The organism is Clostridium sp. UBA5988 (genome assembly GCF_002435615.1).
Classification (GTDB): domain Bacteria; phylum Bacillota; class Clostridia; order Clostridiales; family Clostridiaceae; genus Clostridium_J; species Clostridium_J sulfidigenes.
On sequence record NZ_DJBA01000009.1, the window covers coordinates 97,258 to 122,389 of the forward strand.

Annotated in this window: 18 protein-coding genes and 1 other annotated feature; of the genes, 1 reads left to right on the top strand and 17 read right to left on the bottom strand. The window is 30.0% G+C overall.

Annotated elements, in window-relative coordinates:
- Positions 1–62: 62 nt before the first annotated feature.
- From B3J31_RS00910 to B3J31_RS00920, 3 genes are all read right to left on the bottom strand, one after another.
- The gene (locus B3J31_RS00910; RefSeq protein WP_346866725.1) at positions 63–1,379 is read right to left on the bottom strand and encodes a nucleotide sugar dehydrogenase; all 1,317 of its coding nucleotides are present in this window, start codon (positions 1,377–1,379) and stop codon (positions 63–65) included.
- A 51-nt stretch (positions 1,380–1,430) separates the two neighbouring features.
- Positions 1,431–3,272 carry a polysaccharide biosynthesis protein gene (locus tag B3J31_RS00915; RefSeq protein WP_150844491.1) on the bottom strand — a complete coding sequence of 614 codons (1,842 nt, stop codon included), beginning with the start codon at positions 3,270–3,272 and terminating at the stop codon, positions 1,431–1,433.
- A 183-nt stretch (positions 3,273–3,455) separates the two neighbouring features.
- On the bottom strand, positions 3,456–4,517 hold the full coding sequence (locus B3J31_RS00920) for a tetratricopeptide repeat protein (RefSeq protein ID WP_346873558.1): 1,062 nt from the start codon (positions 4,515–4,517) through the stop codon (positions 3,456–3,458).
- 382 nt (positions 4,518–4,899) lie between these two features.
- On the opposite strand from B3J31_RS00920, the gene B3J31_RS00925 reads away from it, so the two are divergent.
- Positions 4,900–6,390, top strand: coding sequence for an aminotransferase class I/II-fold pyridoxal phosphate-dependent enzyme (locus B3J31_RS00925; protein WP_346866727.1), 1,491 nt, complete (start codon positions 4,900–4,902; stop codon positions 6,388–6,390).
- A 104-nt stretch (positions 6,391–6,494) separates the two neighbouring features.
- On the opposite strand, the gene B3J31_RS00930 is transcribed toward B3J31_RS00925, so the two are convergent.
- The 14 genes from B3J31_RS00930 to B3J31_RS00995 form a co-directional block, all read right to left on the bottom strand.
- On the bottom strand, positions 6,495–7,355 hold the full coding sequence (locus tag B3J31_RS00930; RefSeq protein WP_346866728.1) for a hypothetical protein: 861 nt from the start codon (positions 7,353–7,355) through the stop codon (positions 6,495–6,497).
- A 271-nt stretch (positions 7,356–7,626) separates the two neighbouring features.
- The gene (locus tag B3J31_RS00935; protein WP_150844495.1) at positions 7,627–8,202 is read right to left on the bottom strand and encodes an indolepyruvate oxidoreductase subunit beta; all 576 of its coding nucleotides are present in this window, start codon (positions 8,200–8,202) and stop codon (positions 7,627–7,629) included.
- A gap of 1 nt (position 8,203) precedes the next feature.
- Complete coding sequence (gene iorA, locus B3J31_RS00940) at positions 8,204–9,970, bottom strand: indolepyruvate ferredoxin oxidoreductase subunit alpha (protein WP_150844496.1); 1,767 nt, start codon at positions 9,968–9,970, stop codon at positions 8,204–8,206.
- Between the two features lie 76 nt (positions 9,971–10,046).
- Positions 10,047–10,943: a phosphate butyryltransferase gene (locus B3J31_RS00945; RefSeq protein ID WP_150844497.1), complete on the bottom strand. Its 897-nt coding sequence runs from the start codon at positions 10,941–10,943 to the stop codon at positions 10,047–10,049.
- A 249-nt stretch (positions 10,944–11,192) separates the two neighbouring features.
- Positions 11,193–12,215, bottom strand: coding sequence for an alpha-hydroxy-acid oxidizing protein (locus tag B3J31_RS00950; protein ID WP_346866729.1), 1,023 nt, complete (start codon positions 12,213–12,215; stop codon positions 11,193–11,195).
- Between the two features lie 23 nt (positions 12,216–12,238).
- Positions 12,239–12,712 carry a 2-thiouracil desulfurase family protein gene (locus tag B3J31_RS00955; protein WP_150844499.1) on the bottom strand — a complete coding sequence of 158 codons (474 nt, stop codon included), beginning with the start codon at positions 12,710–12,712 and terminating at the stop codon, positions 12,239–12,241.
- A gap of 24 nt (positions 12,713–12,736) precedes the next feature.
- On the bottom strand, positions 12,737–15,103 hold the full coding sequence (locus B3J31_RS00960) for an endonuclease MutS2 (protein ID WP_346866730.1): 2,367 nt from the start codon (positions 15,101–15,103) through the stop codon (positions 12,737–12,739).
- A 17-nt stretch (positions 15,104–15,120) separates the two neighbouring features.
- The gene (locus B3J31_RS00965) at positions 15,121–17,487 is read right to left on the bottom strand and encodes a U32 family peptidase (RefSeq protein WP_346866731.1); all 2,367 of its coding nucleotides are present in this window, start codon (positions 17,485–17,487) and stop codon (positions 15,121–15,123) included.
- A gap of 176 nt (positions 17,488–17,663) precedes the next feature.
- Positions 17,664–18,656, bottom strand: coding sequence for a glycosyltransferase (locus B3J31_RS00970; protein ID WP_346866732.1), 993 nt, complete (start codon positions 18,654–18,656; stop codon positions 17,664–17,666).
- Between the two features lie 165 nt (positions 18,657–18,821).
- On the bottom strand, positions 18,822–19,424 hold the full coding sequence (locus B3J31_RS00975) for a cell division protein ZapA (protein ID WP_346866733.1): 603 nt from the start codon (positions 19,422–19,424) through the stop codon (positions 18,822–18,824).
- A 333-nt stretch (positions 19,425–19,757) separates the two neighbouring features.
- Complete coding sequence (gene pheT, locus B3J31_RS00980) at positions 19,758–22,136, bottom strand: phenylalanine--tRNA ligase subunit beta (protein ID WP_346866734.1); 2,379 nt, start codon at positions 22,134–22,136, stop codon at positions 19,758–19,760.
- 18 nt (positions 22,137–22,154) lie between these two features.
- A complete protein-coding gene (pheS, locus tag B3J31_RS00985) occupies positions 22,155–23,174 on the bottom strand; it encodes a phenylalanine--tRNA ligase subunit alpha (protein WP_035134359.1) in 1,020 nt (339 codons plus the stop codon).
- 171 nt (positions 23,175–23,345) lie between these two features.
- Positions 23,346–23,560 (bottom strand) — a binding site (T-box leader).
- Between the two features lie 103 nt (positions 23,561–23,663).
- Positions 23,664–24,455, bottom strand: a complete 792-nt coding sequence (locus B3J31_RS00990) for a TrmH family RNA methyltransferase (protein ID WP_150846011.1) — start codon at positions 24,453–24,455, stop codon at positions 23,664–23,666.
- A 12-nt stretch (positions 24,456–24,467) separates the two neighbouring features.
- Positions 24,468–25,127, bottom strand: a complete 660-nt coding sequence (locus B3J31_RS00995) for a TrkA family potassium uptake protein (protein ID WP_346866735.1) — start codon at positions 25,125–25,127, stop codon at positions 24,468–24,470.
- Between the last annotated feature and the right edge of the window lie 5 nt (positions 25,128–25,132).

Genomic DNA, 25,132 nt, shown 5'->3' on the forward strand with positions numbered 1-25,132 from the left:
TCCTCATAATTTTTAGATACAGTACTTTTTTGTACTGTATCTAAATCTAATACCTAAATATATTAAAGTTTATTTATTTTATCTCTATTTTTTTTAACATTTTTTGTCGCATTTCTTGTATCATAAAGGAGCTTAGCCTTTTCAACCATCAATTCATAGTCGTAACAACTGTGATCTGTAGTGATGATTACTATATCAGCATTATCAATTTCTTTTTCCCAATCTACTGATATATATTCAATACCTTTATGTTTAAAAGACGGGATATATGGATCATTAATCATTATGTCCGCACCATTTTTGTTTAATATCTCAAGGACTTTCAATGTTGGTGACTCTCTCATATCATCTATATCTTTTTTATATGCTGCACCCATAACAAGTACTTTTGCACCATTTAACGCCTTTTTATGTCCGTTTAAAAGCTTCATCACGTTCTCAACTACAAATTCTGGCATAGAATCATTAATTATACCTGAAGTCTCTATAAGTTTTGTATGATAATCATACTCTTTAGCCTTCCATTCTAAGTAGAATGGATCTAGTGGTATACAGTGACCACCAAGACCTGGACCTGGATAGAACGGCATAAACCCATAAGGCTTAGTTTTTGCAGCTTCAATAACTTCCCAAACATCAATTCCCATTCTCTTACACAATATTGCCATTTCATTAGCTAATGCTATATTTATATTTCTAAAGGTATTTTCAAGAATTTTTTCCATCTCAGCTACTGCTGGTGAAGATACCTCCATAATTTCTCCATCTAATACACATCTGTATAAAGTTCCTGCAACCTCAGTACAATCTGGTGTACATCCACCTACAACCTTAGGTGTATTTTTAGTATTGTATTCCTTATTACCAGGATCTACTCTTTCTGGTGAAAATGCTAAAAAGAAATCCTCTCCACATTTTAATCCACTTTCTTCAAGAATTGGTTTTATAACTTCATCCGTTGTTCCAGGATAGGTTGTGCTCTCAAGAACTATAAGCATTCCTCGCTTTAAGTATTTTGCTACATCTTTTGTTGAATTAACTACATAGGATAAGTCCGGCTGTTTATAAAGATCAAGAGGTGTTGGTACAGCTATACATACTGTATCTACTTCTTCTATGAAACTAAAATTCGTAGTTGCTTTTAGCTTACCTTCTTTAACAAGGTCTGATAAGTCATTATCTACTATATCACCTATATAATTTTCTCCATTGTTAACCATAGCAACTTTTTTATCTTGAACATCAAATCCTATAACTTCATATCCTGCCTTAGCTTTTTCTACTGCTAGGGGAAGTCCTACATATCCAAGACCTACTACACCTAGTTTAGCTGTTTTATTCTTTAATTTTAATAATAATTCTTCCTTTAATTGACTCATAATTGTTCCTCCCATTAGTAATTTATTACATTACACAATTCGTTACATATCTTAGTCTTTCTTTCTTTTATATGTAGGAACTTTTTCTTCAAGCAATTTTATTATTTCCTCTTTAGTCATATTATCTACATTTCTAAACTGTTTTATAGCTTCTTCAATAAATTCTATAGTAGCATCTTTAGGTTTTTCTACAAAAATTTTATTGTGCTCTGTAGATGTAAGTGCTACTTCATCCATTAAAAGTTCTTCATACAACTTTTCTCCTGGTCTTAATCCCACATATTCTATTTTAATATCTACATCCGGCTTGTATCCAGATAGTGTTATTAAATCTCTTGCTAAATCAACCATTTTTACCGGTTTACCCATATCTAATACAAATATCTCTCCACCATCTGCAAGACCACCCGCTTGAATAACTAATTGAGCTGCCTCAGGAATAGTCATAAAGAACCTTGTTATCTCTGGATGGGTTACTGTTACTGGTCCACCCTTTTCAATTTGCTTTTTAAATAGTGGTATTACTGAACCATTACTTCCAAGAACATTTCCAAATCTAACTGCTACATAATCTGTTTTACTAACTTCATTAAAAGCTTGAATTATAAGTTCACAAAATCTTTTAGTAGCTCCCATTACATTAGTTGGATTTACTGCCTTATCTGTACTAATTAAAACAAACTTTTTAACATTATATTTATCACAGCATTTAGCTACATTATATGTACCTAAAATATTATTTTTAATGGCATCTCCTGCATTTCCCTCCATTAGAGGTACATGTTTATGGGCTGCTGCATGGAATACCACTTCTGGTCTGTGCTCGTGAAATATTTGATCTATTCTTATCATATCTCTTACAGAAGCAATAATTACTTGTTTATTTATTTCCGGATAGTTTCTGTTAAATTCCATTTCTAAATCATAAGCATTATTCTCATATATATCCAGAATTATTATTTTCTTAGGTGAGAATTTTGCTATTTGTCTAATAATTTCAGACCCAATACTTCCACCACCGCCAGTAACTAGTATTGTTTTATTTTTTATATATCTATCTATATGTTCTGATTTTAGCTTTATTGATTCTCTTCCTAATAAATCATCAATGTTCACATCTCTCATATGATTTACATTTATGTTATCATCAATAATTTTATAAATACCTGGCATGGTTTTAATATTTTTTGTTACCTGCTTACATATATCTAAAATTTCTTTCTTGGTATTCTTATCCACTGATGGCATTGCAAGCATTATTTCATCAACTTTATTTTGCTTACAAAAGGATATAATCTTATTTCTATCTCCTACAACCTTTACTCCATGAATTCTCTTACCTATCTTATTAATATTATCATCAATCAAACCTACAATTTTATAATGCAAGGTACTATTATTTTTTATTTCTTTTATGAGTATAGCTCCAGCATCTCCCGCGCCTATAATTAATAAGTTCTTTATTTTATTAATTTGCCCTTTATCTGTCCCATTATTCTCCATGATTCTATATAAAAATCTAACTCCACCTAAGCTTATGACGCTTAATAACCAAAATATAATATGAACTGTAATAGGGAATCTGAAAAATCTACTGTTTAACATGGTATGGCTTATAAAATATCCATATATTATAAATGCTATATTAGAAGCTGTCATAGAATAGACTATAGATAATAACTCCTCAACAGATGCATATTTCCAAATATTACTATACAACTTGAATATAACGTTAAATATAATAGTTAATACTACAACTGGAATTATTGATAGTAAAAAAAACTCTATATAATCAGGTTGAATCCTAAAGTCAAATTTTAGAAGTAAAGCTAAATATAAACTTATTACGACAAGAATTACATCTAAAACTATAATTTTATTTTCTTTTTTCATAATTTCACTTCCTAAATCAATTATGGTAATCAAATAGGTCAATGTGTTTTAACAGCAGATTTCAAAAGTTTATCACAGTTATTATACTGTTTTTTACATATAAACACAATTCCATTCAAAGTTATTCATAAAATGTTATTTAATTATTTATATTATTATATTGATACATTCTTATTCATTTGATTATCCTAATGTCTCTTCAAGTTCCTTTACAATTTCATCCTCTGGATCTAATTTTTTAGCTATATCTAAATGTATTTTTGCTTGATTAAAATCCTTAATATTTATATAACACATTATTAAATTAGTGCATACCTCTATAGATTTGGTAACTTCAAATACTTTCCTTAAATACTTAATTGCAGTTTCAAAATCATTCAAGCAAGCATAGTTTATTCCCAGTTCATTAAACACCTGAACATAGTTACTATCTATAGATAATGCTTCATTTAAATAGTATATAGCTTTTTCATAGTTTTGTAAAATTCTATAAGAAACTGCAATATAATAAAATATTTCGGCACTATCCCCTAATACATCTATTAGTGGTAATAATATTTCTAATGCTTTCTTTGGATCTTCATATACAAGTTCTTTACCCTTATCAAAAGAATTGATTATATCTAGATTCTCTTTTAATACCTCAACTTCTTCACTGACATTTCCTCCCAATGATATATATTGTTTAATATTAAAATGAGCTTTTTCAAAATCTTTATCTTCATAGCTTACTAAAGCTGAATAATAATAGGGTTGTGGATAATCCTTAATCTCTTTTCCAATTTCAATAAGTTTAATAATCTCTTCTTTAAATACAAGATTATTTTTTCTCATTCCATCAATTAAAATAAAAGCTTTATTTAAATTATCTGTTGTAACTTCAACTTCCAATAATCCTTTTAATAATATATACCCATCTTCATACTTTTCATTTTTAATATTATCAAATATTTTTCCTTTTATATAATTAACGCTATTAGGAATGGATTTTATTATTTCCTTATATACATGATTAAATTTAAAGTTTTTATCTGCTCCTAAGGCATAAAAAATTCCCTCTATAAAAAAATTAACAGGAATATTAGATAAATCATCTCCTTCTTTAGTTTTGGAAACTATTTTATCTGAATTTACTGGTAGATATATATTATCTTTAAATACATATTCATTTATTTTGCTACCTTTTTTTATTTCAAGAAATAGCATTTTCTCAAGTTTTTCTAAAAAATAATTTTCATTACTCATAATGCACCTTCTTACTATTCTATATTTTTTAATTTATTCCACTAAACTATATTACCATTTATTTTATTTTTAATCATCTGTTTTTTGTATAAAGTAATATTTTCGTAATTTTTTCATGTTTTATATAACACAATTTAATAAGCACATAAAATTTATATGTTTTATTATACATTTATAATCTTATAACTCATATAATAAGTAAAACATTATAAATATTTAATTATAAACTAAAATCTTATTGCATTGATACTAATATTATTCTATAATAAATTTGTTTTATAACTTTATAAATATTATATTTGGAGTAAAATTATTATAGGGAGGTCATTAAATTATATTATTGATATCTCTATACTTTATAAATTAGAAAGAGGGTATGGAATTGTATAAGTTAAACCAAAATGAAACCCCATTATTTGATGCCTTAATGGAATATGTGAATAGAGACACTCTTCCATTCCATGTTCCTGGGCATAAAAAAGGTGTTGGAGTAGACATAGATTTTAAAAACTTCATGGGCGAAAATCCGTTTAAGATTGACGTTACAGTTTTTAAACTAGTAGATAGTTATCATCATCCAACAGGTCCTATAAAAAAAGCTCAAGAATTAGCTGCTGATGCCTACGGTTCAGATGCATGCTTTTTCTCTGTTCATGGAACATCCGGCGCTATTCAAGCAATGATTCTTTCTGTAGTCGGTGCTGGGGACAAAATAATAATTCCTAGGAATGTTCATAAATCCATTACTGGAGGAATTATCTTAGCTGGTGCTATCCCTGTATATATGCAACCTGAGTTAGATAAAAAGATAGGAATTGCAAATGGAGTTACACCTGAAACAGTAAGAACTACATTGGAAGCTAATAAGGATGCTAAAGCTGTTCTTATAATCAATCCAACCTATTATGGTGTATCTACAGACATTCAGCAAATTGCTGATATTGTTCATGAATATGATATTCCTTTAATAGTTGATGAGGCTCATGGACCGCATTTAAACTTTAATAAAAATTTACCTATGTCTGCCATGGAAGCTGGTGCTGATATTTGTGCTCAAAGTACTCATAAAATTATTGGTGCTTTAACTCAAGGATCTCTACTTCAAGTTAACTCTAAAAGAGTAAGTATTCCAAGGGTAAAACAGGTTTTAAACTTAATGCATACAACTTCACCTTCTTATATTCTAATGGCTTCATTAGATACTGCTAGAAGACAAATTGCATTAGATGGAGAAGAATTACTAGATAAAACAATAGAACTTTCTAATTATGTTAGAGATGAAGTTAATAAAATTCCCGGTTTCTATTGCTTTGGTGAAGAAATCTTAGGAGTTCCTGGAGCATATGCCTTTGATCCAACTAAAATTACAATAACTTGTAGAGATTTAGGTATAACTGGTTATGATTTGGATATGATTTTAGCAAACAAGTATCATATTCAAATGGAACTTTCAGATTTATATAATGTCCTTATTGTAGGTTCCTTTGGTGATACTGAAGAGGGCATGGAAAGACTTTTAAGAGCTTTGAGAGAAATCAGTGATGACTATTATGGCAATGGTACTGCTAAAGCAGACTTCATAGACATCCCTTCCATTCCTGAGCAAATACAAATTCCTAACGAAGCCTTCAACAGCGTTAAAACTTCTGTTAGAATTAAAAATAGCGTAGGCATGATAAGTGGTGAATTCCTAATGGCTTATCCACCAGGAATACCTGTACTTTGCCCAGGAGAAAAAATTACACAAGAAATTGTAGATTATGTGCAACAACTAAAAGACACTGGTCTTTATGTTCAAGGTACTGAAGATCCTGAAGTTGAGTATATAAATGTAGTTAAAGATGAAGATGCAGTATTTATTAACGTTGAATAATAAATGTGAATTTTATATTATATAAATTATAATAATTAAAGGTATGATATCTCTCAGATACATACCTTTAATTATTTTTATTAATCTTTAATTGTATTGCTTTATTAATTTTTTTTCTTATTTCTTAACTCTAATAATTTAAATTCAGCATTGGTTTTTCCTGAATTTACTATACTTTTTAAATACTGATTATAAGACATGTTAATAATGCTTTCATAAGCTCTAATTAAACTTTCAAAATAACCCATCATATAGTTTACCTTCATTAATGGATCTGTATAAGATATATCAAATCTTATAGTATATTTTTTCCTTACTTTCTCTGCAGCCTTTTTTAAGCAATTATAACTTGATGCTCCTTTAGCTATAAGTATCACCTTTTCATAATTACATGCCATCACTTCTTTATATGCTGGCATACATGCTTCAATAATATTTTCATCAAAGTATTTCTTTTTTGATGTTTCTTCCTGTACTACCTTAAGAAAATCTTGTAATTTCAAGTTAGTTTTAGCTCTAAATTCTATTAGTTTTGATAATATATCTTTAACCTTTTCAACTTCCTTATGTTCAATATCATATTTTTTATTCATTTTCTCAATGATTTCAAATCCTTTCATCATTAATTCGAAATCAGTTTTATTTTTTTCTACTTCTTCTTCATTTTGAAGAGCCTTAATTATACTACCATTATCATCATTTAAGAATGCTTCCATGAAAAAGAATATTCTTCCAAGTCTCATTACTATTTTCTCATCTTCTACTACTTTATTATTTGCATCAATATATATATATCCCTTTTTCTTACCAATTAAGCTGGCAATACCTTTCTTTTCAAATATTACCTCTTTATATGTATTTCCCAAAAATAGCGCTGGCTCAGATATCTTAATATCTTCAAATAACTTACTATATTTTTTTATAGCTTTTTTTTCTTCCGAATTTGGTGCTTTGTATATTCCCATTAATTATCCTCCCAAAGTAATTTTACTTATATAATTATGAATAGTAACCACTAAACTTAATATATTCTTATTATCATTAGATGTACTTTTCAGACTTTTATTATAATATATTATATCAGAAAATAATGAAAATCATATAAATTTATTGCTTATATAAAAAATATTAGCTTTACCTCTATATAATAGAGTAAAGCTAATATTTTATAGAAACTTATTCTAAACCTTATAATGAACAAGCTTCAACCATGAAATTAACTCTTCAGATTTTCCTCTATACTTCCATTCCCGCAACTAAAGCTTTCTTATTTAACTCTACAGCCTTTGCTGGCACTAATGAAGCTACAACCTCTTCCCAATTTACATCCTTTATATCTAGGGCTTTAAGTAGCGCTCCTAGTAATACAACATTTTGTGCTTTCATATTACCTAGATCCTTTGCAATTTCTGCAGCTTTAATTATAACTGTATTTTCCGCTGTAGATCTTAGTGCTTCATTTACACCCTCTGGATATTTTTCTAGTCCTATTAGTACTGGTACAGGATGAATTTCATAATCATTTACTATTAAATGTCCACCTTCTTTTAAATAAGGTAGTGCTCTTAGTGCTTCACTTTTTTCAAAAGCAACTATGGCATCAGCTTTTCCTTTTTCTATTAAAGGAGAATATACTTTTTCTCCAAATCTAACTTGAGTAGTAACACTTCCTCCTCTTTGAGCCATTCCATGAACCTCAGACATTTTAACGTCATAGCCATTTCTTAACAAGCCTTCAGATAATATTTTTGAAGCTAGGATAGTTCCTTGTCCTCCTACACCTATAAATAATATACTTTTTACTTCCTTCATATTATTCACCAACCTTTTCTATAGCATCAAATGGACAAACTTGCTTACATATTTCACAACCATTACACATGCTTTCATCTATTTCCACTACACCATTTTGGAATTTCAATGCTGGACATCCTGTTTTTAAGCACATTTTACACTTCTTACATTTTTCTACATCAACTTTACACTTTAAGTTAGCTCTTTTCTTTAATACGTCTTTTATCAAAGCACAAGGTTGTTTTGTAATAATTACAAAAGGTTCTGTGCTATCATGAGCTTCTTTTACAGCCTTTGAAGTTTCTTCTATTTTATATGGATCTACTACCTTTATATTTTCCTTTTTAATACCACATGCAAGGACTAAAGCTTCAATATCTACCATTGGAGCTTCTCTATTTTGAAGGGTTCTACCTGTTCCTGGATTTTCTTGGTGCCCTGTCATTCCTGTGATTCTATTATCAAGAATTACACTTACTATTGGTGTATTGTTATAAACACTTTCAATTAATCCAGTTACTCCTGAATGGAAGAAAGTTGAATCTCCAATAAATGCAAATACCTTTTTATCTTCTCTATTAGCTACTATACTAGCTCTTTCCATTCCTACACCAGCTGATATAGAAGCACCCATGCAAATTACAGTGTCAGTTACACTAAGTGGTGCATTCATACCAAGGGTATAGCATCCAATATCTCCAGAAGCTATTACATCCTTATATTTTGATACTGCATAGAATATTCCTCTGTGAGGACATCCTGGACATAGTACTGGTGGTCTAGAAGGTGGATTAGTATCTGCTGTATAAGTTATTTTATTTTCTTCTCCTAAAATACCTCTTCTAATAATGTCTGGATTTAGTTCTTCACATATAGGAATAACTTCCTTACCTATGCAGCTAATTCCTAAAGCTTTAACTGAATTTTCTAAGTATGGATCATTCTCTTCTACTACATATAATTTTTCTACCTTAGATGCAAACTCTTTAATCATTTCATCTGGTAATGGATAAGAGAAACCTATCTTTAGGTATGATGCATTATCTCCAAAAACTTCTCTACAATATTCATAAGAAATACCACTAGTAATTATACCTATCTTTGCATTGCCCATTTCCATTCTATTAAGCTTTGTAGTATTAGAATATTGTCTTAGCTTCTCTAATCTCTCTTCTACTTCATAGTGTTTAATTTTTGAATGACCTGGAGTCATTATATATTTTTTAATATTTTTTTCATATGGCTTCACTTCTATAGCTTTTTTATCTCCAACCTCTACTACTGTTTTAGAGTGTGAAATTCTAGTTGTAACTCTAAATAAAACTAATGTATCAAATTTTTCACTTATTTCATATGCTTCCTTCATATAATCAATGCATTCTTGTGAGTTTGATGGCTCAATCATTGCAACCTTAGCATGAGGAGCATAAAATCTGTTATCTTGCTCATTTTGAGAAGAGTGCATTCCTGGATCATCAGCAGTTACAACTACAAAACCTCCGTTAACGCCTTCATATGCCATAGTAAATAATGGGTCAGCAGCCACATTAAGTCCTACATGCTTCATTGTAGTAAGCACTCTTGCTCCTCCAATAGATGCACCTGATGCTACTTCAAAACCAACCTTTTCATTTGGTGCCCATTCTGCATATACACCTTCATATAATGCAAAGTTCTCTAATATTTCTGTACTAGGTGTTCCTGGATAAGCTGATGCTACATGACATCCAGCTTCATAGGCACCTCTAGCGATGGCTTCATTACCAGTCATTATAACCTTTTTCATATTCACATTCCCCCATTACAATTTATCTTTTAATAATTAATTAACTATCCTACTTCAATTATTCCCCAATAATTGTTTACCCTAAAATACTACCTAATGCTATTGAATAAAGCTTTGATTTTGCACTATCTGCTCTGGATACCAATACTACAGGGCATTTTGCACCTACAATTACTCCGGCACTTTCAGCACCAGCAAAATAAGTCATAGACTTTCCTAGGAAGTTTCCAGCTTCAATATTAGGTACAAGAAGTATATCCACTTCTCCTGCTACATCACTTACAATTCCTTTATGGTGAGCTGCTTCCTTAGATATAGCGTTATCAAGTCCCAGTGGACCATCTATTATGCAACCTTTAATTTGTCCTCTCTTATTCATTGCTGAAAGAGCTGCTGCATCTAAAGTTGCCTGCATTGATGGGTTAATCACTTCTACAGCACAAATTGGTGCTACCTTTGGCATATCTATCTCTAGTGCTTTTGCCACTGTTACTGCATTCTTTAATATTCCTATTTTGTCTTTTAATTCTGGATATGGTACCATTCCTCCATCGGTAAGAAGTAATAGCTTATCATAAGACTTTACATCATATACCATTACATGAGATAGTAGATTATTTGTTCTTAGATTTGCTTCCTTATTAAGTACAGCTTTTAATAAATCTGAAGTTCCAAGTAATCCTTTCATTACATAATTAGCCTCACCCTTTGTAACCAATTCCACAGCCTTTGCTGCAGCCTTAGTTATGTCACACTCATTAATTATTCTTACTCTAGATAAGTCTATATTAGAATCTTTTGCTATAGTTTTAATTTCATCTTCATTTCCAACTAATATAGCATTTATGATACCCATGTCCACTGCCTTTATCACTGCCTCTAGAACAACATTGTCTTGTGCTACTGCTACTGCCATAGTTTTCTTTTCTTTTTTCTTTGCTAATTCTAACAATTCTTCTAAACTTTTAACCATATTTTCACTCCTTATGTATAGGTTTACTGAAAAAATTGAAATAAGTAGTAGATATTCAACACTTTTTTTATAATATTTTATATTTTCTTACTTTTAAGTATAATGTGTAATCCTTTCTGAGTCAATTTTAACTGCTAAAGTGTAATAGTATATTTTTTATTTAAAATTAATAAAAATAGATATCTTAAATTATACAGTTTAAGATATCTATTAAAAATATTTATTACATAAAAAACTTTACTTATTCGATTATTTTCTTTGGAAAATAATTCTCTTATCTATACTATCTACATCTTTACATCCTGTAAGTACCATAGCAGATTTTAACTCTCCCTTTAATCCATGAACATAAGTTTTTACACCATCTCTTTTACCACCAAAGGATGCAGTTACAAAAGGCCTTCCTATTAATACAGCATCTGCACCAAGGGCTAAGAATTTAAGTACATCTACTCCTGTTCTTACTCCTCCATCAGCTAAAATCTTAACTTTACCCTTTACTGCTTTTGCTATATCTTCAAGAACATCTGCTACACCTGGAGTTTCATCTAAAACTCTACCTCCATGGTTAGAAACAACTATAGCATCTACACCTGCTTCTACTGCAAGTAATGCTTCATCTACTGTCATAATTCCCTTTAGTATAAATGGAAGTTTAGTACTATTAACTAATTCCTTTATCTCCTTTACTCCTTTAGGCATTACTGGCTTCCCATGAAGAGCTAAAGTTATAAGTCCACAAGCATCTATATCCACTCCTAGGGCAAATGCTCCTGACTCTTCAGCTAATTTTATCTTTTCAATTATGTTTTTATTTTCCCATGGTTTTATAAATACAATACCTTCACCATTAAACTCCTTTAAAACTTTTAAATTAGTTGTTAAAAATGTATCTACTGCTGTATCTCCTACCATTGGGTAAACACCTGCATCTAACGTACCTCCAATAACCCAAGAAATATACTCTTCTTCAGAATACTTTCCGCCCATGTTAAGAGTAGTTCCTGAAACTGGAGCTGCAAAAACTGGTATATCTAACTTCTTACCAAAAATCTCAATAGCTGTATCTGGATCCTTAGCATCGTGAATTACGCGCATATTAAGCTTATATCTTTCAAGAGCTCTAATGTTTTCTGTAAATGCATTTCCAGTACCTTTTCCACCCATACCTGGGACTTCTCCTGCACAAACAATTCCATTGCATACATTACATACTTTACAGCTATTATTTAAATTAACTCTAGCTTCTTTTCTAACATCACTATAATTCATAAAATCCCCACCTAACTATAAAATTAAATATTATTTTCCTCAAAGAATTTATCTAATTCATCTTCAGTATAAATCTTTATATTATTTCTAATTAAAAGCTCCGCAGCCACTCCATTACCCGTTTTTTTACCACCTGAAAAAGTACCATCATATATAATTCCTTTGCCACAAGATGGACTCCTTGCCTTTAAAATAGCTGTATCAATTTTTAACTCTCTAGCTATATTTAATGTTTCCTCTGCGCCTTTAATAAATTCAGCAGTTACATCATCACTTACATCTCTTCCTAAAACCTTACATTTTCCATCTAAAACCATAGCCCCATCACCATTTACAATCTCATGAGCCTCTCTAGGAGTCGCCTGTCCTCCAAGTTGCTCTGGACATACTGGTATAGCCTTTCCTTGTCTTAAAAGTTCAAGAACTTTTTCATTTAAATTATTGTTACCGTCATATTTGCAGTTAATACCGCAAAGACATCCACTTACTAAAATCATTTCGTCAACCCCTATACTCTAGTATCACTTTAACTCAACCACAGTAACTCCTGTTCCACCTTCTCCATAATTACCAAGTCTATAGCTTTTTACATGGGGATGATGTTTTAATAAATCAGTGATAGAACTCTTAAGTACTCCTGTTCCTTTACCATGAATTACTGTAACTTCGCCGAGACCACCAAGATATGCTTCATCTAAATACTTATCTGTGGTGTAAATAGCCTCCTCGGAATCCATTCCTCTTAAGTCTACTGAAGATGATACTGCTTTTAGATTAAGCTTAGCTTCTCTTCTTTGAACCTTAGCTTTTTTCTTATCTTCACTAGATACTTTTCCCTTCCTTAAATCCTTAAGCTTTACAGAAACTTTCATTATTCCAGCTTGAACTTGAACCTCTCCCTTATTATCCACCTCAGATACTACTATAACATTTTGATTTAAAGATGGAAGATATACCTCCTGTCCTTGAGTTACAGAGGTTAATCCTTCTCCTTTAGGCTCGTCTTTTTTACTTAATTTTTCTTCCATATTATAAAGAGAATCCTTTATCTTCTTTCTTTCATTCTCTATTTTAGTTCTAGCTTCTGAAGAATAGCCTAACCTTTCAAGTTCTCTTATATTTTTAACAATGGAATCAGCTTCTTCCTTAGCAGCTTTTATAAGCTCTTTAGCTTCTCGTTGTGCTTCATAGATAGCTTTTTCTCTAACATTTTCGAACTTATATAACTTTTCTTCATATTTATTTTTTAGTTTTTCTGCTTCTGCTTTTAAACCTTCTGCCTTCCTAGCATCATTTTCTGCTTTAATGCTCTTTTGCTGAAGATTTTGTATTAACTCTTCAAACTTTAAGCTCTCTGTGGAAATATTTTCTTTAGCACTCTTTATAATATACTCTGGAAGACCAAGCCTTCTTGATATTTCAAAGGCATTAGATTTACCTGGCACACCTATAAGCAAATTATAAGTTGGTCTTAAAGTTTCAACATCGAATTCTACAGAGCCATTTTCTACTCCAACAGTTTTTAAAGCATAACCCTTAAGTTCACTATAGTGGGTAGTTGCTACTATTTTTGTATTTCTATCCCTTAAGTTATCCAAAATACTCATAGCAAGAGCTGCACCCTCCGTTGGATCGGTTCCTGAACCAAGCTCATCAAAAAGTGCTAAAGTATTTTCATCTGCTTCATTAATAATATTTACTATATTAGTCATATGAGATGAGAAAGTAGATAAACTTTGTTCTATACTTTGTTCATCACCAATATCAGCAAATATATTTGAGAATACACTAACAGCTGAACCTGCTCTTGCAGGAATCATCATTCCACTCATAGCCATAAGCTCTATTAAACCTACAGTTTTTAGTGTTACAGTTTTACCTCCTGTATTAGGACCTGTAATAACTAAAGAAGTAAACTCTCTACCAAGATAAATAGTACTTGGTACTACTACCTTTTGGTCTATTAAAGGATGTCTAGCCTCTATTAAATCTATAATTCCTTTATCATTTACCTCTGGACATACACAATTTAATTCATTGGCATATTTAGCTTTTGCAAATATAAAATCTAATTCCCATATAATACTTCCATTATTCTCTATAACATCAATGTTACCTGCAATCTTTAAGGTAAGTTCCTTAAGAATTCTATTTATTTCTGCCTTTTCTTTATTTCTAAGTTCTCTTATTTCATTATTAAGATCTACTAGTCCCATAGGCTCTATAAATAATGTAGCACCTGTACCACTCTGGTCATGTATAAGTCCCTTAACCTGTTCTTTGTACTCAGATCTTACAGGAAGTACATATCTATCTCCTCTTACGGTATAAAGACTTTCTTGAAGATATTTAGAGTAGGTTCTAACCATGCTGTTAACTCTGTCTTTAATGGAAGAACTTTTATCTTTTAGTTTCTTTCTAATTATAAATAAAGTTTCACTAGCTCTATCTGCAATTTCATCCTCTCCAATAATAGCTCTAAAGATTTCATCTTCAATATTCTTAAAGGGAACTATACCTGCTATTATATCTTCTAAAACTCTATAAGTTGTTTCCTCATCTTTGCTTTGTACATATTCCTTAAAGTTTCTAGAACTTTTAAGCATATTACCAATTCTAAGTAATTCTACTGGCATAAGTGTAGAATTTTTCTTAGCTCTTAAAAGTGCTTCCCTAACATCATATATTCCTTCAAAGGGTGGTGCACTTTTTGTAGTTAATAAAATTAATGCTTCCTTGGTCTCCTCTAAGTGTTCTTTGATTTCATAGAGATTGTTATATGGTTTCAGATTATCAATTAAATCTTTTCCAGCTTTTGTAACTGTATATTTTTTTAATATTTCCTTGATTTTATAATATTCAAGTACTTTAAAGGTCTTTTCATTCATTTCTTATCCCCTACTTTCTATTCAATTCCCCTCTTATAATGTCCTTTTGTAGTTTTCCCTAAATCTACATCTTCATCTTTAAATATATATTTCATCACCTTTAAAACCTGATTATAATCTTCATCTATAAAGTCAACTCTATAATTGTTAATATTATTTTTCCTTAATTCCTTAATAAATGGAACTATGTTTACAGGTAATGTATTATATATATGGCTTCTACAATATTTATCTGTAGTAACTAGAAACTCTTCATTCATCCTATCTCTTAATACAAACTTATCCTTATCACATCTGAAATTACAGTTTGAAGTAGAGCTCTTATCTCCAAAGGTACTACCAATTACACAGTATTCACTTACCATAAGTTCATACTTACCATAAACTACTACTTGCACTGGAGTTTTAATATTTTTAGCTAGAGAGAACATTTCTTTATTGTTAAGTTCTACACTTAAAGCTGATATATCTGTATACCTATTATAAAAATCATAGCTTTCACTATTTAAAATATTTAACTTATAATCTCCAATTATGTTAAGCCTATTTTTAAACACATTTATTATACCTAAATTAGCTGTAATTAACCCCTTAATTTTAGAAATATTCTTTTCTATAGCTTCAGTAACTAAATTAAATTCACTTTTTATTATATTAGGAACAATCATATATAAATTTTCATAATCTACTTCTTCTAAATTTAACCCTTCACCCTTTTTAAATAAATCTACTCCTATAGCTGGAGCTATATCTGGATTTTCACCTATAAAACTTAATACACTTTTTAATTGTTCTAGAGTTTTAACGCATATTAGATACTTATCATTAAATATATCTTTAGCTTCTTTAGAATTCCTATTAAATTCTTTATAAGCCTTTTCTTCCACATGCCGTTTATCACGAATTTTAATATACTTCATTATATCTTCAATAAGCTCACGTCTTACACTATTTATAGATGATACCCTTAAAAATCCTTCTTCAAAGGTTTCAAATTCAATGTTTTCTAGTTTAAAAGGAGTATCCCCTAACTTATTGAGATTTTTAATTATGGCTTCCTTATCCATAGGCTTATTAGCTGCAACCTCTACATTTTCTCCATAGACTTCAAATTCTTTTTCCTGATAAACCGTAGATAAATAAAATCTTTCTCCTGGAGCGAATCTAACCTTTATAGTCAAGGGTAACTTTACACCATAAATATCTTCATAATTTTTTTGAAGTTTAGTTAAAAGTTCATTATCTGAAGTTACATATACTTTATCTCCCACCTTATATTTAGTAGGCATAAGCTTCACTTTTTCGCCTTTAAAGGCTTCTTTAACCTTTTCTTTCCCCTTTAAAATATTTGTGATTGTAAATCCACTATTATCCGTTCTAACTCCATCCTGGGCTTTTATATCCTTTTGAAGCTGTATGGTTAAATCTTTATCAACGGTGCCTAAAAATACTCCTGTGTTTTTGGGACAATTATATGCCATCATATCTCTTCCAATGTTTCCTCTAAGATATGCCTTGGAAAACCCTTCTCTATTAAATAATTGATTTAGTATGGCCTTTTTAGGTGCTATCTCAAAACATTTGTTGTGATACACACTATCTATAGCTTCTCTATAGGTAGTTACAACACCACTTACATATTCAGGCTTTTTCATTCTACCTTCTATCTTTAATGATGAAGTCCCACTTTCAATTAAACTTTTAATTTCATCTATAGTACAAGTATCCTTTGGACTTAATAGATACCCTTCTCTATTTTCTCCACTAGATTTTTTTATTATAGTATAAGGTAATCTACAGGGCTGTGCACATCTTCCTCTATTTCCGCTTCTTCCTCCTATGATACTACTCATAAGACATTGTCCAGAATAACTTATACATAATGCTCCATGGACAAATATTTCTGTTTCTATATCTAAGTCCTTTGAAATATATCTTATTTCATCTAGACTTAACTCCCTTGATAAAACTATTCTTTGAAAGCCCTCATTCTTTAAAAATATAGCCCCTTCTCCATTATGTATAGTCATTTGTGTGGATGCATGAATTTCAAAATCTGGTATAGCTTCTTTTATAATTTTAAATAATCCCATATCTTGAGTTATAATAGCATCTACACCAATTTCATATAAAAACTTTCCATATTCTAAAGCTTCATCTAACTCGTCTTCTTTTATCACAGTATTAAAGGCTATATATACTTTAACATTATATAAATGACAATAATTCACTACTTCTATTAATTCTTCTTCATTAAAATTATTTGCATAGGCTCTAGCAGAAAACTTACTCCCGCCCATATATATAGCATCTGCACCACCTTGAACAGCAGCATAGATACTTTCTTTACTTCCACCTGGCGCTAATAATTCTATTTTATCCATATGTTCTCAACTCCTATCAATAAGAAATGTCTTTATTCTATATTAAAAAAGTCATACTTATTTTATTAGTACTTATTTTTTACTTCTCATGGATTATTATATCACAATTCTCTTTGTTACAAACTGTAAAAAATAATAGGAGCTAATACCTTTTTATTGGTTAGCCCCTATACATCTTAATTCATCAATTTTAAATATCCCTCATATATGCCTTCTAACATATTCTTCAAGTTATAATTATATCTTATATATTCTTTTAGTTTATTATTTTTTCTTTTTACCCTACTTTTCTCTACTGCTAATTTTATACTATTATGATTATAAGGATCACAATATATTGCCATATCTTTAAAATATTCCTTTGAAGCCCCTTCCTCTGTAACCACTATATTACATCCATAAGCTGCTGCCTTAAGGGATGATAAACTTGTAACTTCTGAAAAACTAGCCAATACGTGAGCACTAGAAAAGGTGTATGCATTATACAAATCATAGTCATTCATAAAGCCTAAGTAATGGGTAGTGGGATAAGCTAAACATTCTTTTAAGTAACGCTCCTCTGATGCTGTCCCAATTAGTACTAAATCTACTCCTATTTCATTACATATCTTACTCAATTCTAATTGGTTTTTCACTTCACAAATTCTTCCTACGCACAATATATAATTGTCTAAATTATATCTCTCCTTAAAATTATATAAAGGAACTTCATCATAATTTATATCTACTCCATTATAAACAACTTTAATATCTCCCTTTGTAGTGAAATCCCTGGTTATTAAAGACTTTTCGTATATACTATTGCAAAATATGATTTTACTTTTCTTTAAAATCAATTCCTTATAAACTTTACAATTATTCCATAGATTTTTTCGTTCCATATTATCACTATATTCGAAAAACTTCTCCATATTAAAATACATAGGTGATACTACTATATTACATTTACTATTACTAGCTAATTTAAAATGTTTATAAGCATCAAATATATTTTTAATATCAAAAAGATGTACTATATCATAATCATCATAATTAGCCTCCTCATTGGCTCCACATATATCTACATTTACCCCTTTCTCTTTTAAAAAAGTGTATATTTTAAATATTATAGTAGTATCTCCTGAACTTAAATTTATATAATTACTTCTAGCACACAGCAAAACTTTCATGTATAATCCCCCTAAGAATTATGGTTTTACCTAATACCTATGCCTATAAAATTTTAATTATCACAATATTAAAGAATAAAATTATATTTAATTCATAAATATAGCTAATTATCCTAAAATAAAAAAAGGCGATAATATATAAATATAATATTATCACCTAAACTTTTACTTTTTTCTTACATTAACTTGTCCATTTTTCATAAGCTGAAGATTTTTATCCTCAATCTCATGACTAAGTTTCTCTAGCTGTCTTACTCTAGCAATTTGGTCATATCTTAAATTATTATTTTCAGATAGAAGCTTTTTGTTAAAGGTCATTTGTTTTTTATTATCCTTTTTTAACTCTTGAACAACTTGGTCCATAAGTTCTAATTGCTCTTTAAGATATGTAACCTCATCCTTTAGCTTTCCTATCTCTTCATCTTTATCCGAAGTGTTAACTTTTCTTAAGTCTTCATTTTCTTTTTTTGCAGCCTGTAAATCTCTTTTTAGTCCTTCCACTTCGGAAATAAGATTTTTTTGTTCCTTTGCAATCATTTTATAATTTTCATTTGCTCTTTCACAGGCCTCTTTATTTTTAAAAACCTCATCTCCTAAATTAATTGCTGCAAGAATAGTAGCATCAGGACGACTTATTTTAGAATTCTTAAACATTAGACTATTTATTTTATTATCTACATATTGAGCAACCATTTGTAGATACTCATCATTTTCTTCTCCTCTAAGGTTATATTCCATTCCATTTATCTTAACTGTTATAATGCTCACATAAACACCCTCTTAATTATAAATTTACATCTGCATAAACTTATAATCATTTTAACATATATTAGCTATTTATTAAATAAGGTATTTAATAAATATTCCAAATACTTGTCAACAATATGTTTCATAAAACTTAATTAAATATAAATATAGTATATTATCGTACATATTATATAATTATATTGTAATATTTTACCATATTGAAACGCATTGCTTTTGCTTTTCCCCGTGTTCACTATAATTATAATCTATTTAAAATTGTAAACTATTCACTTCATAGAAAACTCCACAAAAATAAGTAGATGTAAATTTACACCTACTTATTTAAATTAATAATTATCTTAATTCTGCACCTAGCTTATACTCTAAGCTTCTTAAAATCTTATCATGAACCTTATTTACTTCAGTATCAGTTAAAGTTTTATCTGCATGTCTATAGGTTATAGCATAGGCTATACTCTTCTTACCTTCTGGAATTTGACTTCCTTTATAAACATCGAATAGCTTAGCACTTTCTAAGATGCCGCCACCTTGTTTTTTAATAGTGTCTTCTATCTCTTGTACTAGAACTCTATCATCTACTAAAACTGCAATATCTCTTGTTACTGCTGGGAATTTAGGAAGTGCTTTATGTTTTTTGTCTATCTTAGCACATTCCATTAACATATCTAAATTTAATTCAGCAACAAAACATCTTGTATCTATACCATAATTTTCACTTACATCTGGATGAATTTCACCTAAAACCCCTGAAATTTTATTTCTAAGTTTTAATGCAGCAGTTTTCCCTGGATGGAAGCTAGGGTTCTCACTTTCTCTAATAAAAATTCCATTATCTATTCCTAAGGCATCTAGTACATTTTCTACCACACCTTTAAGTTCTAAATAATCTCCCGCTCCATACATTCCTAAGGTTAGAGTATTTCTTTCTTCTGGCAACTTCTCTTCATCAGTATTTTTTATATATACTTTACCTATTTCAAAAAGCATTGCACTTTCATTACTCTTTACATAGTTTCTAGCTAAAGATTCCATCATTGATGCAAGAGTAGTAGTTCTCATAACCTTGAAATCTTCTCCTAGAGGATTTCTAATTTCCACTACATTTCTAAGTTCACTATCTTGTGGAATTAAAAGTTTATCAAAAATTTTATTACTTACAAAGGAATAACTTATAGATTGATTTATTCCACTAGCTACTAAAGCTTCTATTATTTTATCTTCTAGCTTATGCTTATCTGATTTTCCAGACTTTATTGCCTCACAATGAGGAAGGGTAGATTCAAAATTATTATATCCATGAATTCTAGCAATTTCCTCTGCTATATCCTCTTTTATATTTAAATCACTTCTAAATGTTGGACAATTAACAACTAAAACATCACTTTTAATTTCAGTATTCAAATCTAATCCATCTAAATATCTTTTCATATCTTCTTTTGATATATTGCTACCTAAGAATCTATTAACCCAGTTACTATCTACTTCTAAGGTATGAGGTTCTTTAACTTCATTATATATATCTATAACCCCAGTCATAACCTTACCTGCACCTAATTCTTCCACTAGAGCACATACTCTATCTATAGCTAACTTACATAGGTTTGGATCTAAATCCTTCTCAAATTTAGTTGAAGCTTCTGTTCTAAGTCCTAACTTTTTAGATGTATTTCTTATATTAAGACCATTAAAATTTGCACTTTCTAGGATTATCATAGAAGTATCTTCTTTAACCTCTGAGTTTAATCCTCCCATAACTCCTGCAAGTCCTATAGTTTTATCCCCATCCTTTATACAAAGCATAGTACTATCTATAGTTCTTTCCTCTTCGTCTAAAGTAACAAATTTTTCTCCATCTTTTCCAGTATCAACTACTATAGTATTAGATACTATATCTCTAGCATCAAAGGCATGTAATGGTTGACCTAACTCTAACATAACAAAGTTTGTTATATCTACAATATTATTAATAGGTCTTACATCAGCTTCTAATAATCTCTCTTGCATCCACTGTGGTGATGGTTCTATCTTTATATTGCTAATTCCTTTAGCCATATATCTTCTACATAGTGGACTCTTAATTTCTACTTTATAACTATCAGTTATATTAGTTTTACTTTCTTCACTATATTTAAGATTTGGCATTTTATAAGTTAACCCTAAAGTAGCTGCTGCTTCTCTTGCCATTCCAATTATACTAAAGCAATCTGCTCTATTAGAAGTAATTTCAAAGTCAATAATAGCACTTTCAAGTGGTATTACAGACTTGATATCTACTCCAATAGATGTATCTTTAGGTAATATCATAAGTCCATGTACTGGCTCATCTCCAGCAATTCCAAGCTCTTCTTCTGAGCAGAACATACCGTTTGACACTACTCCTCTTAATTTACCTTTCTTAATCTTAAGTCCTCCATGTAGCGTTGCTCCATGTAGTGCTACTGGAATAATATCCTGCTCCTTCATATTTGTAGCAGCAGTTACTATTTGTATTTCTTCCTCTTTGTTAATATCCACTGCACATACAACTAGTTTTTCTGCATCTGGATGTCTTTCTATTTTTGTTATCTTTCCTGTAACTACATTAGAAATTTCATCTCCTGTAAGTATAACCTCTTCAACATGAGACCCTGAAAGATTTAATGCATCTGCAAGTTCTACAGGGGAAACATTTATATCAACATAGTCTTTTAACCATTTAACTGGATACTTCATAATCTTCCTCCTTATATATTAAAACTGATTTAAAAATCTCATATCACTTTCATATAATAATCTAATATCTTCAATGCCGTATTTTAACATTACAATTCTATCTAATCCAAATCCGAAAGCAAAACCGCTATATTTTTCTGGATCAATTCCGCAATTTCTAAGTACTTGTGGATGCACCATACCACAGCCTACAATTTCTATCCATCCACTACCTTTACAAACTTTACATCCCTTACCTCCACATACAAAGCAAGTTGCATCCATCTCTGCTGATGGTTCTGTAAATGGGAAGTGGTGTGGTCTAAATTTAACCTTCATGTCATCTCCAAACATCTTTTGGATAAACATTTCTAGTGTTCCCTTTAAATCTCCAAAGGTAATATTTTCTGCCACTACTAATCCCTCAATTTGATAGAATATTGGTGAGTGAGTTGCATCTACAGCATCTGAACGATATACCTTTCCTGGTGCAATCATCTTTATTGGTGGCTTTTGATTTTCCATAGTTCTTATCTGGATTGGAGATGTCTGAGTTCTTAATACTATATTATCATTTATGTAGAAAGTATCTTGTTCTCCTCTCGCTGGATGATCCTTAGGTATATTTAAAGCTTCAAAATTGTAATGATCAAATTCTACTTCTGGTCCTTCTTCTATAGAAAAACCCATAGATAAAAATATATCATTTACTTGATCAAGAGTTAAACTTAATGGATGTTTTTTCCCCATAGTTTGTTTCTTTCCTGGCATAGAAATGTCTATTACTTCACTATTTAACTTTTCAGTCTTTTCTGCACTTCTAATAGCTACTACCTTTGTATCAATAGCACTTTCTATTTCTTCTCTTACTTCATTAGCGATTTTACCTACCACCGGTCTTTCTTCTGCTGATAGTTTTCCCATACCTCTTAAGATTGCAGTAAGCTCTCCTTTTTTCCCTAGATACTTTACTCTGATATTTTCAAGTTCAGCTTTATCTGTTACTTGACTTAGTTGTTCTAGGGCAATTTTTTTAATTTGTTCTAATTGTTCTTTCATATTCTAAGCTCCTTTCTAAAATTCATGAGTTCATTTAAAATTATGGATTAAAACTTTCTTTAGGAAAAAATTTTCACTTCATAATTAATAAAATTTCTACTTAATTTCATGTATAAATAATAGTTTCTGAAATTAAGTTTTTGCTTTATAGACATAAAAAAACCGTCCCTAAAAAGGGACGGAAAATCCGCGGTACCACCCTAATTGAGTTTTATTAAAACTCCTCTTAGTAAATCTATCGACCATAGCCGCTAATTACTACTATTACTTCATAATTAGTACTCAGAAGTGAACTTCGATATAATCCTATAAGAACAGCTTTCAGTCTTTGGCTCTTCCTCCCTTATATAAAAATATATATCTACTCTCTTCGTCATTGTATAAATATTTTATTTTTACTAAACTAGTTTGGATACTATTTTACATAAAAATATTTAAATCCTAGCTTGATAGAAACATTATACATATAATATATAAAAATTTCAAGTATTAATACTTTTTATTTAACTTTTGTCTTACACCTTCATATATCATAATAGATGCAGCTATAGCAACATTTAAGGATTCTGTATTTCCTAGCATAGGAATTTTAACCTTACAGGTAGCTAAATTCATAACTTCATCACTAATACCATTACCCTCATTACCTACAGCTATTATTGCATTATCTACTAAATTAACTTCATAAAAGTTTTTTTCTGTATCAAGGGAACTGCATACTAAATTATATCCCTCACTAATTAATCTTTTTGTAAAATTTAAATCTTCATCATGGATTATAGGAATATTAAATATGGAACCCATAGTAGCTCTTAAAGTTTTTTCATTATATAAGTCTACTGTATCTTTACTTAAAATAACTCCCCTACAACCAGCACTATGAGCTGTTCTTATTATAGTTCCTAGGTTGCCTGGATCTTGTACCTTATCAGCTAAAATATACAGTCCTTCTTCTTTATTGAAATTTTCCTCTTTCATTTGAAGTACAGCTAAAACTCCTTGAGAATTTTCTGTGCCTGAAATATTCTTAAATAGACTGTCATTTATAATAAATATTTTTTCTTCATATTCATCAATATAAAAAGAAAATTTTTCTTTAAATTTATCAACTGAGCTTTCCTTTATAAAAAGTTTATCTATAATAAAATCCGATTTAAAACCTTCTTCTAGAAATCTAAATCCTTCTATAATGAACTTTTTACTTTCAACTCTATATTTTTTCTCTTTTAATTTTTTAATTTCTTTTAATGTGTTATTATCCTTACTTTTTATAACCTGCACTTATAAATCTCCTTATCTAACTAAACTTTCAATTCCGTTTAGCTCAGAAGTTCCTCCTATGGCTACTATTATATCGCCTTCCTGTATAACCTCATCCGCAGCTGGAGATACCTCTATATTATCATCTCTTTTAATAGCTACCACATTTACACTGTATCTTACTCTTAAATCTAACTCTTTTAGAGAGTGACCTTCCCATTCCTTTGGGGTAACAATTTCTGCAATACTAAAGTCTGGTGATAACTCTATATAATCAAGTATGTTAGAAGAACAAAGGTTATGAGCAACTCTAATTCCCATATCTCTCTCTGGGAATATAACTCTATTAGCACCTATTTTATATAAAACTTTTGCATGCATAGCATTATTAGCCTTAGTTATAATATGCTTAACATTCATTTCTTTAACTAAAAGAGTAGATAGAATATTAGCTTGAATATCAGAACCAATACTAATTATAGCTACATCAAAGTTACCAATTCCAAGGGCTCTTAGACTAACTTCATCATTAGCATCTACTTGAACAGCATGAGTAACTCTCTCTGCAATGTTTTGAACTGCTTCTTCATCTATATCTACAGCTAATACATCATTACCAAGTGCATATAAAGTCTCTGCTACTGAAGTTCCAAATCTACCTAACCCAATAACTATAAATTGTTTTTTACTCATTAATA

What these genes read in the sequence shown, in the direction of transcription:
- B3J31_RS00910 (WP_346866725.1), bottom strand. Translation starts at nt 1,379, where the DNA reads ATGAGTCAATTAAAGGAAGAATTATTATTAAAATTAAAGAATAAAACA.
- B3J31_RS00915 (WP_150844491.1), bottom strand. Translation starts at nt 3,272, where the DNA reads ATGAAAAAAGAAAATAAAATTATAGTTTTAGATGTAATTCTTGTCGTA.
- B3J31_RS00920 (WP_346873558.1), bottom strand. Translation starts at nt 4,517, where the DNA reads ATGAGTAATGAAAATTATTTTTTAGAAAAACTTGAGAAAATGCTATTT.
- B3J31_RS00930 (WP_346866728.1), bottom strand. Translation starts at nt 7,355, where the DNA reads ATGGGAATATACAAAGCACCAAATTCGGAAGAAAAAAAAGCTATAAAA.
- B3J31_RS00935 (WP_150844495.1), bottom strand. Translation starts at nt 8,202, where the DNA reads ATGAAGGAAGTAAAAAGTATATTATTTATAGGTGTAGGAGGACAAGGA.
- iorA (WP_150844496.1), bottom strand. Translation starts at nt 9,970, where the DNA reads ATGAAAAAGGTTATAATGACTGGTAATGAAGCCATCGCTAGAGGTGCC.
- B3J31_RS00945 (WP_150844497.1), bottom strand. Translation starts at nt 10,943, where the DNA reads ATGGTTAAAAGTTTAGAAGAATTGTTAGAATTAGCAAAGAAAAAAGAA.
- B3J31_RS00950 (WP_346866729.1), bottom strand. Translation starts at nt 12,215, where the DNA reads ATGAATTATAGTGATGTTAGAAAAGAAGCTAGAGTTAATTTAAATAAT.
- B3J31_RS00955 (WP_150844499.1), bottom strand. Translation starts at nt 12,712, where the DNA reads ATGATTTTAGTAAGTGGATGTCTTTGCGGTATTAACTGCAAATATGAC.
- B3J31_RS00960 (WP_346866730.1), bottom strand. Translation starts at nt 15,103, where the DNA reads ATGAATGAAAAGACCTTTAAAGTACTTGAATATTATAAAATCAAGGAA.
- B3J31_RS00965 (WP_346866731.1), bottom strand. Translation starts at nt 17,487, where the DNA reads ATGGATAAAATAGAATTATTAGCGCCAGGTGGAAGTAAAGAAAGTATC.
- B3J31_RS00970 (WP_346866732.1), bottom strand. Translation starts at nt 18,656, where the DNA reads ATGAAAGTTTTGCTGTGTGCTAGAAGTAATTATATAAATTTAAGTTCA.
- pheT (WP_346866734.1), bottom strand. Translation starts at nt 22,136, where the DNA reads ATGAAGTATCCAGTTAAATGGTTAAAAGACTATGTTGATATAAATGTT.
- pheS (WP_035134359.1), bottom strand. Translation starts at nt 23,174, where the DNA reads ATGAAAGAACAATTAGAACAAATTAAAAAAATTGCCCTAGAACAACTA.
- B3J31_RS00995 (WP_346866735.1), bottom strand. Translation starts at nt 25,127, where the DNA reads ATGAGTAAAAAACAATTTATAGTTATTGGGTTAGGTAGATTTGGAACT.